This window comes from Streptomyces sp. NPDC107538, from assembly GCF_055657445.1.
In genome coordinates this window covers 390,793-405,729 of the sequence record NZ_JBVKAY010000003.1, presented here as the reverse complement: position 1 = coordinate 405,729, position 14,937 = coordinate 390,793, and the positions used below count along the sequence as shown (strand labels likewise).

Here is a 14,937-nt window from a genome sequence, read left to right as displayed (position 1 = left end):
TTTGTCGCAGTGAATGTTTACGTAAACATCCACTGAGGCGGATGTCTACACTGTCCGAATCGCGGCGGTCAAGGACTCGTCAGGGATCAGCAAGTAGTTCCGGGCCAGGCGGAAGAGTCGGGGGAACCCAGGTGGACGTGACCGACGGGCGTGTCGCGCGCAGACGTACGGCCCGGCCCCGGCAGGGACCCTCCATGGGGGATGTCGCGCGCCTCGCCGGGGTCTCCGCCCAGACCGTCTCCCGCGTCTCCAACGGGTTCGCCGGGGTCAACGAGGACACCCGGCGGCAGGTCCTCGACGCGATGCGGGAGCTGGGGTACCGGCCCAACAGCGCGGCGCGGGCGCTCCGGCGCGGGGAGTTCCGGACGCTCGGCGTGATCACCTTCTCGCTCTCCACCCTCGGGAACATCCGCACGCTCGACGCGATCGCCACGTCCGCCGCGCGGGAGGGGTACGCCGTCACGCTGCTGCCCGTCGCCGTGCCGACGCAGGACGAGGTGAACGGGGCGTTCTCGCGGCTCGGGGAGCTGGCCGTGGACGCGGTCATCGTGATCATGGAGGTCCATCTGCTGGACGCGGCGACCGTGTCCGTGCCGCCCGGGGTGCAGGTCGTGGTGGCCGACTCGGACGCCGGGGACCGGTACACCGTCGTCGACACCGACCAGGCCGGGGGCGCGCGGGACGCCGTACGGCATCTGCTGGAGCTGGGGCACGGGACGGTGTGGCATCTGGCCGGGCCGGAGGGCTCGTTCGCGGCGCAGCGGCGGGCGAACGCGTGGCGGGAGACGCTGGAGGAGGCGGGCGTCGCGGAGGTGCCGGCGCTGGTGCGCGGGGACTGGTCGGCGGAGTCCGGGTACCGGGCCGGGCTGCGGATCGCCGAGGAGGCGGACTGTACGGCCGTGTTCGTCGCGAACGACCAGATGGCGCTGGGGTTGTTGCGGGCCCTGAACGAGCGGGGGCGTCGGGTCCCCGAGGACGTCAGTGTCGTCGGCTTCGACGACATCCCCGAGGCCGCGTCCTTCCTGCCGCCCCTCACCACCGTCCACCAGGACTTCGCGGAGGTGGGGCGGCTGTGTGTGGACGGGGTGCTCCGGAAGATGCGGGAGGGTGGGCGGGAGGAAGAGGACGGGGAAGGGGAAGGGGAGGAGGAGAGCGAGGAGCATGGGACGACGCTCGTTCCCACGCGGCTCGTACGGCGGCTGAGTACGGCACCGCCGCCGGCGCCCGCCCGCTGAGGCGCGCTCAGTGCCTGAGGGGCTCGCTGGGGGCCGACTCCTGCTGGACGGCGTCCTGTTGCCGCTCGCTCCGGGCGGCGGAGAGCGCGTCGAACGCGTTGTGGAGGCGGCGGAGTTCCCAGAGGAGGTAGGCGGAGGCTCCGGCGAACGGGAGCCAGGTGCCCAGGTGAAGGACGAGGACCGGCATGTACAACAGGCCGACCAGGACACCGAACTTGAGCAGGATGGCCGAGTACGGTTCGTTCCTCATGGCTGCCCCCTTGGCCTCGGCTTGACCCTGAGGCCTTGACCCCTCGGTCCTGGCTCCTCGGTCCTGGTCCCTCGGTTTTGGCCCCTCGGTCGCCATGATGCCTGCGGGTCGGTGGCTCCGGGAGGGGCGGCGGACGGTGCGCCCCGTTTCTTCACAAACGCTCAACTTGTAGCGGCCAGGGGCCTCTTGCCTGAGCGGGGCAGCGGCCTGCGCAGCGGGGAGGATGCGCATGCCGCCGTGGCGTTTCCGGGAGAACGGGGATCCAGAAGCCTTGCTGCGCAAGCAAGTTGGGGTCGCCCGGCCCGTTACCGTGGGGCCTCGTGAACGGCATACGGGGAGTGCGAGGCTGGTGGGCCCGGGGGCGGGGACTTGCTGATGGGTATCCCTGGGTGGTGGATGTCGGGGGCGCGTTGTTGGTGCAGGGGGCCATGACGATGCCGTTCGTGGTGCCTCGGGCGGCGGGGCTGGCGCCGGTGACGTGGGCGGCGTACGGGCTGATGACGTTGACCGTGGTGCCGCTGGTGTGGCGGCGGCGGGCGCCGTTCGTTGTGCTGCTGGCGGTGCTGGTGACCAGCATGGTGTACAAGCTGGCGCTGGACGGGCCGGGGCAGCCGTTGCCGTACAACGGGCTTGTCGTCGTCTACACGATCGCCGTGCTGTCGCCGCCGCGGATCCGGCTGGTCAGCGGGGTGCTGGTGTGCGTCGCGGTGCCCGTGGGGGTGTGGCTCAACACCCGGTCAGCGCGTGAACTGACCTTCTCCGCCTTCGTGTTCGCCGCCGCCTACGTCTTCGGGCGGCTCACCGACGCCCGCCAGCGCGCCCACCTCGTGGAGGCCGAGCGGGCCGCCGCGCGCGAACGGGCCCGGATCGCACGGGAGATGCACGACATCCTCTCCCACGCCGTCAGTCTGATGATCGTGCAGGCGGAGGCCGGGCCCGTGGCCGTGCGGACCGCCCCGGAGCGCGCCGAGGCCGCCTTCGACGCCATCTCCGAGACCGGGCGGGACGCCATGGTTCAGTTGCGGCGGATGCTCGGCCTCCTCCGCGAGGGGGAGGGGGAGGGGGAGGGGCAGGAGGAAGGGGCGACTGAGAGTGGCTCGCCTCTGCAACCTCAGCCCGGCGTACGGGAGTTGCCCGCTCTGTTCGATCGGGTGCGGGGCAGTGGGCTGGTGGTCGGGTACGAGGTGGTGGGGGTGGAGCGGGGGCTGCCGGGGGCCGTCGGGGCGACCGTGTTCCGGGTGGTCCAGGAGGCGCTGACCAATACGGTCAGGCATGCGGGCGCCCGTAACGTGAGCGTCCAACTTACGTATGGGGGGACTGACTTGGCTGTGCGGGTGCTGGACGACGGGCGCGGGCCGCGCGCCGGGTACGGCAGGGGCGGCTCCCCCGGCTCCGGGCACGGGCATGGGCACGGGCACGGGCACGGGCTTGTCGGGGTGCGGGAGCGGGCCGCCGCGCACGGGGGTACGGCCGAGATCGGGGCGGGGCCCGGCGGGCGGGGGTTCGAGGTGCGGGTGCGGATACCCGTACCGGGTGCGGCGGCCAGTGGTGTGGTGGCCGGGGCGGAGGCGGGGGCATGACCGGTGAGGTGATCCGGGTGGTCGTGGCCGACGACCAGGAGCTGGTGCGCAGTGGGTTCGCGTTGATCCTCGACGTCCAGCCGGACATCGAGGTGGTCGCGGAGGTGGGGGACGGCGCCGAGGCCGTGGCGGCGGTGCGGGAGCATCGCGCGGATGTGGCGCTGCTCGACATCCGGATGCCCCGGATGGACGGGATAGCCGCCTGCCGGGCCATCGGTGACATCGGCATCGGCGGCATCGGCGGCATCGGCGGTATCGGCGGCATCGGCGGCATCGGCGGAGGGGTCGGGGGGAGCGGCGGGTGCCGGGTCGTGATGCTCACGACCTTCGACTCCGACGAGTACGTGTACGAGGCGCTGCACGCGGGGGCCAGCGGGTTCCTGCTCAAGGACGTCCGGCGGGACGATCTCGTGCACGCCGTGCGGGTGGTGGCGCGCGGTGACTCGCTGCTGGCGCCCTCCGTGGCCCGGCGGCTGGTGGAGCAGTACACGCGGCCCGCGCCCACCCCGGCCCGGCGGCCCGACCCCCGGCTCGACGTGCTGACCGGGCGGGAGCGCGAGACGTTGCTGCTGCTCGCGCGGGGGCTGTCGAACGCCGAGATCGCCGCCGAACTGGTCGTCAGCGACCACACGGTGAAGACCCATGTCGGCAACGTGCTCGCCAAGCTCGGCCTTCGGGACCGTATCCAGGCGGTGATCTGCGCGTACGAGACGGGGCTGATCTCGGCGGGGGACCCGTCCCCGGAGGTCGGGGGTCCCCCGGCCGGGGGAGGCCGCCGGGCCGGAGCCTCCCCCGCGTCGGCGAGGGACTGACCCCACCGGCTCCCCCAACACCGCCTGTGTGGGCGATCCGTGCGGGGCCGCCGGTCAGAAGGATGGAGTCGACCACAACACCGGCTCACACCAACGGGGTTACCCATGCCGACCATGAAGAGTTCCACGCGTACGCTGCTCGCCGCCGCCCTCGTTCTCGGGGTGGCCGCGGGGTCCACGGCCCTGCCGGCCACCGCGTCCGCCGCGCCGCCCCGCGCGGTCGCCTCGGACCGGTCGGAGATCGACCCCGACGTGGCCGCCGCCCTGAAAACCGCCGTCTCCGGCCTGCCCTCCGCCGACACGACCGCCGCGCTCGTCCGGGTCGGCGGGAGCGAGGGGGTGTGGCGGGGCGGTTCGGGTGTGCACGACCTCACCAGCAACCGGGCGGCCGACCCGAAGGCCCGGTTCCGGGCCGGGTCCGTGACCAAGGTGTTCACGGCGGCCGTGGTGCTGCAGCTGGCCGCCGAGGGGAAGGTCGACCTGGACCGGAGCGCCCGTTCGTATCTGCCGGAGCTGATTCCGGCGTCGTACGACGGTGTCACCGTGCGGCAGTTGCTCAACCACACGCACGGCATCCCGGCGCCGGACTTCCCCTGGACGACCGTCGAGGGGGCGTACGCGAACCGTTTCGTGATCCATGACCCGGCCGCGATGGTGCGGTCGGCGACGGCGAAGAAGCCGGAGTTCGCGCCGGGCGAGCGGCAGCACTACCTGAACATCGGGTACACGGTCGCCGCGCTGATCGTCGAGCGGGTCACCGGGGACTCCTACGAGGGCCAGGTCACCCGGCGTGTGCTGAAGCCGCTCGGGCTGCGGGACACGTACCTGCCGGGGACGGACGCGCGGATCGTCGGCCCGCACAACCACGGCTATCAGCGGATGACGCTCGACGACGGGACGACCGGGCTGCGGGACGTCACCGTGTGGGGTGTGACGGACGGGTGGGCGGCCGGGGATCTCATCTCGACCACGGCCGATCTGGAGCGGTTCACGAAGGCACTGTTCCGGGGGCGGGTCGTGCCGCGCGGGCCGGTGCTGGACGAGATGTTCACCGTGCCCGAGGTGGACGACTTCACCAACGGCAAGCCGGCCGAGTACGCCGTCGGCCTCGCCCGGAAGGTGCTCGGCGGGCGGGAGGTGTGGGGGAAGACGGGCGGTCGCTGGGGCTACAACACCGCCATCGCCTCCACCCGCGACGGCGCCCGCACCCTCGTCTACAGCGTCAACTCCACCGACGCCAAGGGGAAGGACATGAACCCGGTGGCCATGAAGGTGATGGTGGCGGCCTACGGGATGCCGTCGTAGCGGGGCCACCACTGCGCTCACTCCGCTCACTCCGCTCTCGAAAGCCTAAGCTCCCCCCATGGAGCGATCCGAGATCATGCAGCGAGTCGTCGGCATTCTCACCGAGGCGGTCGAGGTGCGGCGGCAGGCTCGCGAGAACCCTGGTGTCGAGGTGGCGTTGACGGGCGCGGTCTCCGCGCTGCTCGTGGAGACCCTGCCCAAGATCGAACTGCCCGCCGACGCCTCCGCCCAGGAGACCACACACATCATCACGGAGGCCCTGGCGCCGGCGATCGTGACCTTGGCCCACTGCTTCTCCTACGCCTTCGCCCATCTCGCCGAAGTGCACGACGAGGGGCGGGCCGACACGACGACCGCCGACGTCCTGCGGGCCCTCTCCCTTCAGTTCGCGCAGCGGGACGGGGCGTAGGGCCCGCCCGGGGCCGGCCCCACCCCTTCGTTCCCGGGAATTAACCTGCCGCCTCTTGGCGACTCCCCCTCTACGCGCGTAACTTGAGCCGACTCCACCCCCCACGTTGAGTCCACCATCGCTTCGGCATACCCGATGCCCGATGTACGAGGAGACCCTCAACCGTGGCCATGTCCGACCAATCCGACCGCTCCGACCGCTCCGACAGATCTGACAGAACCGCAGAACGCGGCGCCCGTGCGCGCCGCGTCGCCTCTCCGCTGATATCCGTGGGCGCGGCCGGGGCGCTCGCGTTCGGTGTGCTGCCCGCCGCGTTCGCCGCGCCGTCGGCGAGCGCGGTGGTCGGGGAGGTGTACGGCGGCGGGGGGAACTCGGGGGCGACCCTGGTCCGGGACTTCGTCGAGCTGGAGAACGCCGGTTCGGCCGCGTACGACCTGTCGGGGTACAGCGTGCAGTACCTGCCCGGGTCGCCCTCGGCGTCCTCGCAGTGGCAGGTGACCGCGCTCAGCGGGGCGATCGCGCCCGGCGGCCGGTATCTGATAGCCGAGGCGGCGGGCACCGGCGGGACGACGGCCCTGCCGACCGCCGACGCCACCGGGTCGATCGCGATGAGCGCCACGAGTGGGACCATCGCTCTGGTCGCCGGGACCACCGCGCTGACCTGCAAGACCGCCGCCGACTGCGCGGCTGACACGAACGTCGTGGACCTCGTCGGGTACGGCAGCGCGGTCGTCCGGGAGGGTTCCGGCCCCGCGACCGGCGCCTCCAACACCTCCTCCGTCGCCCGCGCCGCCTCCCTCGCGGACACCGACGACAACGCGGCCGACCTCACCTCCGGTACGCCCTCCCCCGTCAACTCGGCCGGTGAGACGCCGGGTTCGGGTGACGGCGATGGGGACGGGGGCGGGGGCGGCGGTGGGTCCACCGAGCCCGGTTCGCTCCGCGTGCACGACATCCAGGGCACCACCCGGCTGTCGCCGCTCACCGGACAGACGGTCACCCGGGTCCCCGGCATCGTGACCGGCGTACGGAAGTCCGGCTCGAAGGGGTACTGGATCCAGGACCCGCAGGCCGACAGCGACCCGCGGACGAGCGAGGGTGTCTTCGTCTACACCGGGTCGGCGGACCCGGCCGTGGCGGTCGGGGACTCGGTGCTGGTGAGCGGCAAGGTCACCGAGTACTACCCGAGCAGCACCAGCCAGTCCGTCACCGAGATCACCGGGCCGACCGCGACCGTGCTGTCCGGCGGCAACGCGCTGCCGGCGGCCGTCACGCTGGACGCGGCGAGCGTGCCGGACGCGTACGTGCCCACGGCCGGCGGCGGCAGCATCGACGCGCTGCCGCTCGAACCGGCCGTGTACGCCCTCGACTTCTACGAGGCGCTGGAGGGCACCCGGGTGCAGGCCTCCGACACCCGGGTGGTCGGCGCGACCACGGAGTACGACGAGGTGTGGGTGACGGTGAAGCCCAAGGAGAGCCCGACCCCGCGCGGCGGCACGCTCTACTCCTCCTACGACCAGCCGGGCACCGGCCGGATGAAGGTGATGTCGCTCGACACCGCCACGGCCTTCCCGCAGGCGAACGTCGGCGACGAGCTGTCCGGCACGACCGCCGGGCCGCTCGACTACTCCTCCTTCGGCGGCTACAACCTCCAGGCCACCCAGCTCGGCACGCTCGTCGACAACGGGCTGAAGGCCGAGAGGACCCGGCGGCAGAAGGGCGACGAGCTGGCGGTCGCCACGTACAACGTGGAGAACCTGGACGCGCTCGACGGGCAGGAGAAGTTCGACCGGCTCGCCGAGGGCGTCGCGGTCAGCCTCGCCTCGCCCGACATCGTCGCCCTGGAGGAGATCCAGGACGACAACGGCGCGACGAACGACGGGACGGTGACCTCCGAGGCCACGCTGACCCGGTTCACCGACGCCGTCCGCGCGGCCGGCGGCCCCCGCTACCAGTGGCGTTACGTCGCCCCCGAGAACAACCAGGACGGCGGCGAGCCCGGCGGCAACATCCGCCAGGTGTTCCTGTTCAACCCCAAGCGGGTCTCCTTCACCGACCGGACCGGCGGCGCCTCCACGCCCGCCACGGCCACCACGGCCACCAGCGTGGTGAAGACCCGCAAGGGTGTCCGGCTCAGCCACAGCCCCGGCCGGATCGATCCCACCAGCGACGCGTGGGACAGCAGCCGCAAGCCGCTGGTCGGCGAGTTCGTCTTCCATGGCGAGCAGGTCTTCGTCATCGCCAACCACTTCGGCTCCAAGGGCGGCGACCAGCCCCTGCACGGCCGTTACCAGGAGCCGAGCCGCAGCTCCGAGACCAAGCGCCACGAGCAGGCCGCCGAGGTCAACACCTTCGTCAAGGACCTGCTCAAGGCCGACCGGAACGCCAAGGCCGTCGTCCTCGGCGACCTCAACGACTTCGAGTTCTCCGAGACGATGACCGCGCTCACCGCCGGCAGGGTCCTGAACCCGCTGATCAAGACGCTCCCGGCCGCCCAGCGCTACACCTACGTCTACGAGGGCAACTCGCAGACCCTGGACCACATCCTGACCAGCCCGGCCGTCACCCACTTCGACTACGACGTGGTGCACATCAACGCCGAGTTCGCGGACCAGGCGAGCGACCACGACCCGCAGATCGTGCGGATCGATGTCGGCAGGTGCCGCCGCGGCTGACAGGCGCCGACCGACAGGCGCCGACTGACAGGCGCCGACTGACAGGCGCCGACTGACAGGCGCCGACGACGTACCCCCGGGCCGCCGTCGCGGTCCGGGGGTACGTCGTTCGCGGGCCTGTCAGCCGAGCATGCCCACCTTGTAGTCGCCCGCCGGCTGCTGCACCATCACGTTCAGCCGGTTGAAGGTGTTGATGAGGGCGATGAGGGCCACCAGGGCGAGGAGCTGGTTCTCGTCGTAGTGCTTGGCCGCGTTCTCCCAGACCGCGTCCGGGACGCCGCCGGCCGCGTCGGCGATCCGGGTGCCCTGCTCGGCCAGCTCCAGGGCGGCGCGCTCGGCCTCGGTGAAGACCTTGGCCTCACGCCAGGTGGCGACCAGGTGCAGCCGCTGGGCGGTCTCGCCCGCGTGCTCGGCCTCCTTGGTGTGCATGTCGAGGCAGTATCCGCAGCCGTTGATCTGGCTGGCCCGGATCCGCACCAACTCCTGGGTGCTGAGCGGCAGTCCGGCCTCGTCGACCACCTTGCTCGCGCCGACGAGGTGCTTGACGAGCTTGCCGGTGAGCGGGTTGCCGAGCAGGTTCAGACGGGCTTCCATGACGGGCTCCTTGTGTCGTCGTACGAGGTCGTCGTACGCGGTCCTCGTACGCGGTCCTCGTATGCGGTCGTCGTATGCGGTGACAACACAAGGACGGACGCCGCCTGTTCGGATGTGACACGAGCCGGGCGTGACCCCCGTCACTCTCTCTGAGGGTCCGGTTACGGCAGTTCCGGGCTCTTGATCGTGCGGGTCGTGCCGTCGGTGAGAGTGAGGGTGACCGTGCCGGTGAGCAGGCCGTAGCGGTCGCCCCGGGGCCACCAGGCGGTCCAGCGGCCGTTCTCGACCGTCGCGTGGACGGTGTGGCCGCTGTCGCGGACGGTGACCTTCTCGACGTCCGAACCGACCGACCCCAGCGCGTAGTTGAGCAGGGCGTCGTCCTCGCCTCGGGCACCGTAGGTGTCGAGTTCGATGCCGTCGGCGGGGAGGTCGAGCACCGGGGAGACGGCCATCGTGATCCCGCCGCCGTCCGCGCCGGCCAGGCAGTACACCGCGTCGCCGCCCCGGCTGACGATCATCGAGGCCACGCTGCCCCGGATGTCCGCGTTGCTGATGTCGGCGGGCCCCGAGCCGTAGTCCTCCGTCGCGTCCAGGCACTCCTTCTCGGCGGCCGAGCCCTCGGCGCCGGACGGGTCCAGGCTGCGGGGCGTACCGGTCCAGCTGGCCAACTCGGCGGAGGACAGGGGGCCTTGGTCGCCGAGGCCCGGGATGCCGGACAGGCCGCCGGTGGCGGTCAGCACGGCGAGGCCCGCCGCGAGGGCACCCGCCAGGGTGAAGGTGACCCGGCGGACGAGGGGGGCGCGGCCGACGGGGCGGGCCGAGGCGCGGGCGGGCCCGGTGTCGGCGAGGACCGTCCGCAGCAGGGTCTCCTCACGGTCGATCTCGGCGGCGGTCTGCTCGGTGAGGGGCGCGGCGTCGAGGGGGGCGAGGCGGAACAGCAGGGTGTCCTGCGGGGCGGGGGTGCCGTGCGTGTTCTTGTTCATGGCTCGGGGCTCCTGTCCGGAAGGGTCAGAACGTCGTGGCGAGGGCGGGCGCACCGGCGGCGGCCGTGCCGAGGCGGGCGGCGAGGCGGCGCTTGGCGCGGGTCAGGCGCATGGCGTACGCGGCGCGGGTGCAGCCGAGGACCTTGGCGGCGTCCTTGGCGGAGAGCCGCTCCCACACCTGGAGGGCCAGGACCTCCTGGTCGGCCGGGGCGAGCGCACCCCAGGCGGCGGCGAGGTCCATCCGGCCGTCCACCAGCGTGGCCGGGTCGGCGGCCCGGGTGCGGCCGCCGGTCTCGGCGGCCTGCTGGACGCGGACGGCGAGCGCGGTGTGCCGGCGCATGCCCCGGCTGTCGTTGAGCATCACCTTGCGGGCGGTGCCGAACAGCCAGGGCCGGGGGTCGTCGGGGAGTTCACGGCGCCTGCGCCAGGCCGCGAGGAACGTCTCCCCGACGATGTCGTCGACGTTCATGGGATGGGCGCGACGGCGTACGAACCTCAGCACGTCCGCGTAGTGCGCCCGGTACACGTCCGTGAACTGGGCCTCGGTGTCGATGGGCATGGCTTCCTTCCGTAGCTTCTGCCCCTACGTGTCCATGAGGGCCACAGGTGCAACAGGCGAGTTTCCAGAGGATGTTGTGCCTCGGTCGTCGGACGGTCACCCCGGAGACGCACACGAAGAGCCGGGCCCCGCTGCGGAGTGGAATGGGGATACTTGCCGGGGGTGCCCCGGTCTGACAGCAGGATCTACCTGAAGCGGGTCAGGAAGCCGAACCGTCGAGGTCGAGGCGGATCACGGCGAGCGCCTCGGCGATCTCGACGGTCATCTCGTCCTCCGGGCCGAACACCATACACATGTCCTGGTGGAGCGGTTCGAGGATGTGCCGGGCTTCGGCGGCCCGGCCCTGGGCGAGCAGCAGCATCCCGATGTTGTGCCGCAGCTCCACGGCTTCCTCGCTCACGTCGCTGTCGACGGCCCGCACGACGTTCAGCACACCCTGGAGCGCGGCGAGCGCGTCGGTGACCTGGCCGAGTTCGGCGCGGCACCGGGCCGCCTGGGCGCGGCAGGTGCGGGACTGCTCGCCGGTGGGTCCGGCCCAGTCGCGCGGGCGGCTGGGCCCTCACGTCTTGCACGGTCAGCCGAGACAGCAAAACGCCCCCGCTCCGAAGAGCCGGGGGCCACCTGCTGGGGTCAGATCCAGGTGACCTGGAGGACGTAGCCGCACTCAAACCGGGGGACGATCAGGAAGACGAACATGCCTCCGGGGACATCCACGGTTTCGCTCTTCGGCCCCATGCCTTCGTACCTCGTGCCGTCGAGGTAGAGAGCTTCAGCGGCGCGGATCAACTCGTCGGCTTTCTTCTCGACCTCGGCGATGAAGGCCGGCGGAGCTCCGCCGGTCACGTACTCCTCGCTAGGGTCGTACTCCCATCTCCAGGTCACTCGGACACCGCCTTGTACGCGGCGCGGATGATGTCGCCGGAGATCCTTACGTAGCGGCGGCTTTCTTCAAGAGTCTCGGCGGCGTTGGCCATGTACTCGGCGCGGCGCAGCTCACGCGCCGCCTCGGGAAACCGCTCGATTTCGATGTTGGCGGCCCACGCGATCATGAAGAGCTGGAGGGGCTTGATGCTGCTCTGCTCGATGGCGGCGGCGACGGCCTTGCGCTGATCGGCGTCCATTTCCGGCAGCCGCTCCGGCGCGATGGCTGCAAGGGCGGCCCGGAGGGCCTCGGGGGTCCGCGCGGGGCGCGGGATCAGCTCTGTGTCGTGGTCGCGCTGTGTGCTCACGATGTCCTCCAAGGGATGCCCCGGCCAGCATATCCAGCCGGGGCACACGCATCAGATGTCGTCGTCCAGCCCCTCCTCGCGGCGGATCATCCGCCAGGCCGCCGTAGGGGACGATCTGCGCGAGGAAGCCGTACTTCCTGACGTAGTCGTCGAGGTCGGCGCGGAAGCCCTCCGCCGTCTCCTGGTCGTCCTCGTCCTCGCTGTCGAGCAGCGCGGTGGAGCGGGCGACGGCGGGGGAGAGCAGAAGGCACCACCGGCCCTGCGGCCGACTTGCCGCTACGCCGTCACTCCTTGTCGGTCGCCATGATGCCGACGCATTCTTCGAGCGCGGCATGCAACGGCGTTACGAAGGCAGCGAGTTCGGCGTCCGACGCCTTCCCCATCTCCAGTACGGCGCCGACCACCGTCACCAGGACAGCGGCGGCCTTCAGCGCGTGCATGTCGGCCAGCTCCTCAAGACGGCCGCCGGGGCGCGTGACCGCCAGGGCCTCCTTGCCGGTGGCAGGGTCAAGACCGAGACTGCGCAGACGCGGCGTACTCGTGCTCATACGGCGACCTCCCACGGAACCGGAACGTAGTCCTGCCCCAGCGTCGCCAGGACCGCCGCCCGGCGCCGCTCGCGCTGAAGGCGACGCCGGTGATCCTGTTCGTCCCGCTCGCGTTCCCATTCGACGACATACGGACGGACCAGGGGCATGGCGTCGACGGTGATGACGTCCGCCGGGGACAGGCGTGTGATCACGGGCGGGGGTTCCGGAGCGGGCGGACAGGAGGTCAGGGGCAGTGGCGGCGGCGCTGCGCCGCGATGGGCACCCCGGGCGGGCAGGAACAGGGCCAGAATCGCGGCCAGTAGGCTGCGCATAGGTCGACTTCCAATCAGTCGGCTGAGGCCCCGGTAGGGAAGTAGCCGCTTCCCGTCGGGGCCGCTTTGCGTTGCGTACCCAAGATAGCGTGGATAACCGCAGATAACCACGGATGCGCGGAATGCTGTGGTCACCCACGCTGACGTCATGGAGCTTGACCGCACACGCCCGCTGTGGCGGCAGATCGCAGCGGAGATCATCCGGCGCATCAAGAACGGCACGTATCCGCCGGGAAGCCGCGTGCCCTCCACCCTGGAAATCGCCCAGGAGTTCGGCGTGGTGAACGCGACGGCGGCGAAGGCGATGCGGCATGTGCGGGAGCAGGGATGGACACGGGGCGAGGTCGGGCTGGGGACTTTCGTCGCCGATCCTCTGCCGCCCTCCCCCGAAACCCCCGAGCCCTCGGCCTAGCTCAATCCGCAGCCACCCTCGATTGCCCGGCGGGCCGTTCGTCTCCCGCCGGGTCGGAGGGCTCACCCGCGACGGGGAGCCCCCACGAACACCTCGACAAGGCCCGGCAGGCGCACGAGCGTTCGCTGGACATCGGCTTCAACGTGAGCGCAACGTCCGTCGCACTGCACTGATGAGGTGATGCGCGTCGGCGCCGTACACGGCGGATTCGCGGAGCGTCTTCCAGGTGCGCAGATACGTGTCCACGCTGGCTTCGTCGTCGATCCACAACTCGGCGTGCCAGTTCTCCACGATCACCTGGCGGTCGTCGTAGACCCAGAAGGCGGTGGCCGAGGGGATCTTGAGAGAGGCGGACAGCGGGATGATCCCCAGCTCCACCGTGTCGAGGCCGACGGCTCCTGCGAGTCGGTCGAGCTGGGCTGCGAGTACCGAAGGCGGACAGACCAAGGCGTGAAGGGCGGCCTCCCACAGGAGGAGGTGGAAACGCTTCGAGGAGTCGTACAGAGCCTCTTGACGCTTCATGCGGGATCGAACTGCCTCCTCCGTGTCGCGCGGCGATCGCTGTAGCTCCGCGTACCTCGTGAAGATCGACCGGGCATAGTCCGGCGTCTGGAGAATCCCGAAGATCATGGAGGACTCCCAACCACGGAACACGGAGGCGTCGACATGAGCGCTCAGGTGCGTGTCCTGGACTGCCTTGTGTCCCGAGGCAAGCTGCCGCCGCCATGACCGGATGTGCGACTCGAAGCCCCGGAGGCGGGCCAGCAACTCGTCGTACGCCTCGGGCTGACCGGTCGCCTCGGCCCACTTGCGCAGGTCGTCGGGTGTTGGAGTCTGCCTGCCGTTCTCCAGCCTGCTGACTTTGGACTTGTTCCACCCGTGCTGCTCGGCGAGTTTCGTACCGGTGAGCGCGCATCCAGGGGCGGAGAGCCGGAGTTCACGCAGTCGTATCCCGAGAGCTTCTCGTGCCTGCTGATAGTCAGTGCTCACCGGTACGCACCTGCTTTCAGTCCTCCTTCGCGGTCAGTCGTGCCGCGAACTTCTCGTACGGGATGGCGTGGTGCATCGCCGCGTCACGCGTCATGGCGTACCGCAGGACCGCCACGGGCTCTGTGACCAGTTCGACGTCGACCAGGTTGTCCGCGTCGTCGAAATTGAGCAGTGCGACCAGCCGGGAGTCGCCGTCACAATGCCTGGCGTGCCTTGGTAATTACCTGCTGGGCGTCGGCACCGTACACGGCGGACTCTCGGAGCGTGTTCCAGACCCGCATGTAGAGGGCGATGTTGTCCGCGTCGTCCAGCCATATTTCTGCGTGCCAGTCCTCCGCGACGACGAGGCGGTCGTCGAGGACCCAGAAACCGTTGGCGGGCACGATCTTGACCGTGGCCGCAAAAGGCACGATCCCCAACTCGACCGTGTCCATCCCGATCAGGCCCCCCAGCCGGTCCAGCTGCGCGGCATGTGCGGAAGGAGGGCAGATCAGTGAACGGAGCGCGGCTTCCCACATCAGGACGTGCAGCTTGCGGCCGGGCTCATACAGCCATTCCTGACGCTTCATTCTGGCCAGGACGGCTTCCTCGATATCGCTGGCCGGGGCCAGCAGCTCTGAGTACCGCTTGATGACGTGGCGTGCGTAATCGGGTGTCTGCACCATTCCGGGGATCAACGACTCTTCCCATATCCACAGTTCCCTGGTGCGTTCGATCTCCCTGCTCAGGCTTTCGTGGACGGGCTTGAATCCGTTTGCCAGGGCTCGACGCCACGACCTGATGTGGGACTCGAATCCCGCGAGGCGGGAGGCGAGTTCGGAATAGACATCGGGCCGGCCGACGGCCTCGGCCCATGCCCGCAGGTCCTCAGGAGTGGCCGTCTGCCTACCGTTCTCCAACTTGCTGACCTTGGATCCCGGCCAGCCGAGCCGCTGTGCCAACTGCTGGCCGGTGAGCCGACCATCAGGGCATGCGAAGCGCAGTTCGCGAAGACGCGCGCCCAGGGCTTCCCGTGCTTGCTGATAGTCAGTGCTCACCGGAC

At 70.7% G+C, this 14,937-nt stretch carries 18 protein-coding genes and 2 pseudogenes; 8 read left to right on the top strand and 12 right to left on the bottom strand.

All coding sequences use genetic code 11. From position 1 onward, the window contains the following. Positions 1–194: 194 nt before the first annotated feature. Positions 195–1,235, top strand: coding sequence for a LacI family DNA-binding transcriptional regulator (locus ACZ7MG_RS12300; RefSeq protein ID WP_471382126.1), 1,041 nt, complete (start codon positions 195–197; stop codon positions 1,233–1,235). A 7-nt stretch (positions 1,236–1,242) separates the two neighbouring features. On the opposite strand, the gene ACZ7MG_RS12295 is transcribed toward ACZ7MG_RS12300, so the two are convergent. Continuing rightward, a complete protein-coding gene (locus ACZ7MG_RS12295; protein ID WP_471382129.1) occupies positions 1,243–1,485 on the bottom strand; it encodes a hypothetical protein in 243 nt (80 codons plus the stop codon). A gap of 338 nt (positions 1,486–1,823) precedes the next feature. Between ACZ7MG_RS12295 and ACZ7MG_RS12290 the strand changes: the two genes are divergently transcribed. The 5 genes from ACZ7MG_RS12290 to ACZ7MG_RS12270 all read left to right on the top strand — a co-directional run bounded on the left by ACZ7MG_RS12290 (position 1,824) and on the right by ACZ7MG_RS12270 (position 8,266). Further along, positions 1,824–3,065, top strand: coding sequence for a sensor histidine kinase (locus ACZ7MG_RS12290; RefSeq protein ID WP_471382948.1), 1,242 nt, complete (start codon positions 1,824–1,826; stop codon positions 3,063–3,065). Beyond that, positions 3,062–3,877, top strand: a complete 816-nt coding sequence (locus ACZ7MG_RS12285; RefSeq protein WP_471382131.1) for a response regulator — start codon at positions 3,062–3,064, stop codon at positions 3,875–3,877. Before ACZ7MG_RS12290 ends, ACZ7MG_RS12285 begins: the two co-directional genes overlap by 4 nt. A gap of 114 nt (positions 3,878–3,991) precedes the next feature. Further along, positions 3,992–5,182: a serine hydrolase domain-containing protein gene (locus ACZ7MG_RS12280; RefSeq protein WP_471382134.1), complete on the top strand. Its 1,191-nt coding sequence runs from the start codon at positions 3,992–3,994 to the stop codon at positions 5,180–5,182. Between the two features lie 58 nt (positions 5,183–5,240). Next, positions 5,241–5,591, top strand: a complete 351-nt coding sequence (locus ACZ7MG_RS12275; protein WP_471382137.1) for a hypothetical protein — start codon at positions 5,241–5,243, stop codon at positions 5,589–5,591. 170 nt (positions 5,592–5,761) lie between these two features. Beyond that, positions 5,762–8,266: an endonuclease/exonuclease/phosphatase family protein gene (locus tag ACZ7MG_RS12270; RefSeq protein WP_471382140.1), complete on the top strand. Its 2,505-nt coding sequence runs from the start codon at positions 5,762–5,764 to the stop codon at positions 8,264–8,266. A gap of 120 nt (positions 8,267–8,386) precedes the next feature. Here the strand turns inward: ACZ7MG_RS12270 and ACZ7MG_RS12265 are convergent, their stop codons facing one another. From ACZ7MG_RS12265 to ACZ7MG_RS12240, 6 genes and pseudogenes are all read right to left on the bottom strand, one after another. Continuing rightward, the gene (locus ACZ7MG_RS12265) at positions 8,387–8,860 is read right to left on the bottom strand and encodes a carboxymuconolactone decarboxylase family protein (RefSeq protein ID WP_471382142.1); all 474 of its coding nucleotides are present in this window, start codon (positions 8,858–8,860) and stop codon (positions 8,387–8,389) included. A gap of 161 nt (positions 8,861–9,021) precedes the next feature. After that, positions 9,022–9,843 carry a hypothetical protein gene (locus ACZ7MG_RS12260; RefSeq protein WP_471382144.1) on the bottom strand — a complete coding sequence of 274 codons (822 nt, stop codon included), beginning with the start codon at positions 9,841–9,843 and terminating at the stop codon, positions 9,022–9,024. A 25-nt stretch (positions 9,844–9,868) separates the two neighbouring features. Beyond that, positions 9,869–10,402, bottom strand: a complete 534-nt coding sequence (locus ACZ7MG_RS12255) for an RNA polymerase sigma factor (protein ID WP_471382147.1) — start codon at positions 10,400–10,402, stop codon at positions 9,869–9,871. 199 nt (positions 10,403–10,601) lie between these two features. After that, a pseudogene (locus ACZ7MG_RS12250) lies at positions 10,602–10,937 on the bottom strand (tetratricopeptide repeat protein); the annotation flags it as partial. A 95-nt stretch (positions 10,938–11,032) separates the two neighbouring features. Next, positions 11,033–11,284, bottom strand: coding sequence for a hypothetical protein (locus tag ACZ7MG_RS12245; protein WP_471382149.1), 252 nt, complete (start codon positions 11,282–11,284; stop codon positions 11,033–11,035). Continuing rightward, entirely contained in the window at positions 11,281–11,631 is a 351-nt protein-coding gene (locus ACZ7MG_RS12240; protein WP_471382151.1) for a hypothetical protein, read from the bottom strand. The genes ACZ7MG_RS12245 and ACZ7MG_RS12240 overlap by 4 nt, the downstream gene beginning before the upstream one ends. A 55-nt stretch (positions 11,632–11,686) precedes the next feature. Between ACZ7MG_RS12240 and ACZ7MG_RS12235 the strand changes: the two genes are divergently transcribed. Further along, positions 11,687–11,938: a hypothetical protein gene (locus tag ACZ7MG_RS12235; RefSeq protein WP_471382153.1), complete on the top strand. Its 252-nt coding sequence runs from the start codon at positions 11,687–11,689 to the stop codon at positions 11,936–11,938. Here ACZ7MG_RS12235 and ACZ7MG_RS12230 read toward each other — a convergent pair. Then, the gene (locus tag ACZ7MG_RS12230; RefSeq protein ID WP_471382155.1) at positions 11,916–12,179 is read right to left on the bottom strand and encodes a hypothetical protein; all 264 of its coding nucleotides are present in this window, start codon (positions 12,177–12,179) and stop codon (positions 11,916–11,918) included. The genes ACZ7MG_RS12235 and ACZ7MG_RS12230 overlap by 23 nt on opposite strands. After that, positions 12,176–12,373 (bottom strand): hypothetical protein, encoded by a 198-nt coding sequence (locus ACZ7MG_RS12225; RefSeq protein ID WP_471382157.1) that lies wholly within the window; start codon positions 12,371–12,373, stop codon positions 12,176–12,178. Before ACZ7MG_RS12225 ends, ACZ7MG_RS12230 begins: the two co-directional genes overlap by 4 nt. Positions 12,374–12,641: 268 nt before the next feature. Here ACZ7MG_RS12225 and ACZ7MG_RS12220 point away from each other — a divergent pair, with 268 nt between their 5' ends. Continuing rightward, complete coding sequence (locus ACZ7MG_RS12220) at positions 12,642–12,905, top strand: GntR family transcriptional regulator (protein ID WP_471382158.1); 264 nt, start codon at positions 12,642–12,644, stop codon at positions 12,903–12,905. Between the two features lie 138 nt (positions 12,906–13,043). On the opposite strand, the gene ACZ7MG_RS12215 is transcribed toward ACZ7MG_RS12220, so the two are convergent. The 3 genes and pseudogenes from ACZ7MG_RS12215 to ACZ7MG_RS12205 all read right to left on the bottom strand — a co-directional run bounded on the left by ACZ7MG_RS12215 (position 13,044) and on the right by ACZ7MG_RS12205 (position 14,932). Then, a complete protein-coding gene (locus tag ACZ7MG_RS12215; protein WP_471382160.1) occupies positions 13,044–13,895 on the bottom strand; it encodes a helix-turn-helix domain-containing protein in 852 nt (283 codons plus the stop codon). A 16-nt stretch (positions 13,896–13,911) separates the two neighbouring features. After that, a pseudogene (locus tag ACZ7MG_RS12210) lies at positions 13,912–14,085 on the bottom strand (DUF6879 family protein); the annotation flags it as partial. A 4-nt stretch (positions 14,086–14,089) separates the two neighbouring features. Continuing rightward, positions 14,090–14,932 (bottom strand): helix-turn-helix domain-containing protein, encoded by an 843-nt coding sequence (locus ACZ7MG_RS12205; protein ID WP_471382163.1) that lies wholly within the window; start codon positions 14,930–14,932, stop codon positions 14,090–14,092. Positions 14,933–14,937 lie beyond the last annotated feature (5 nt).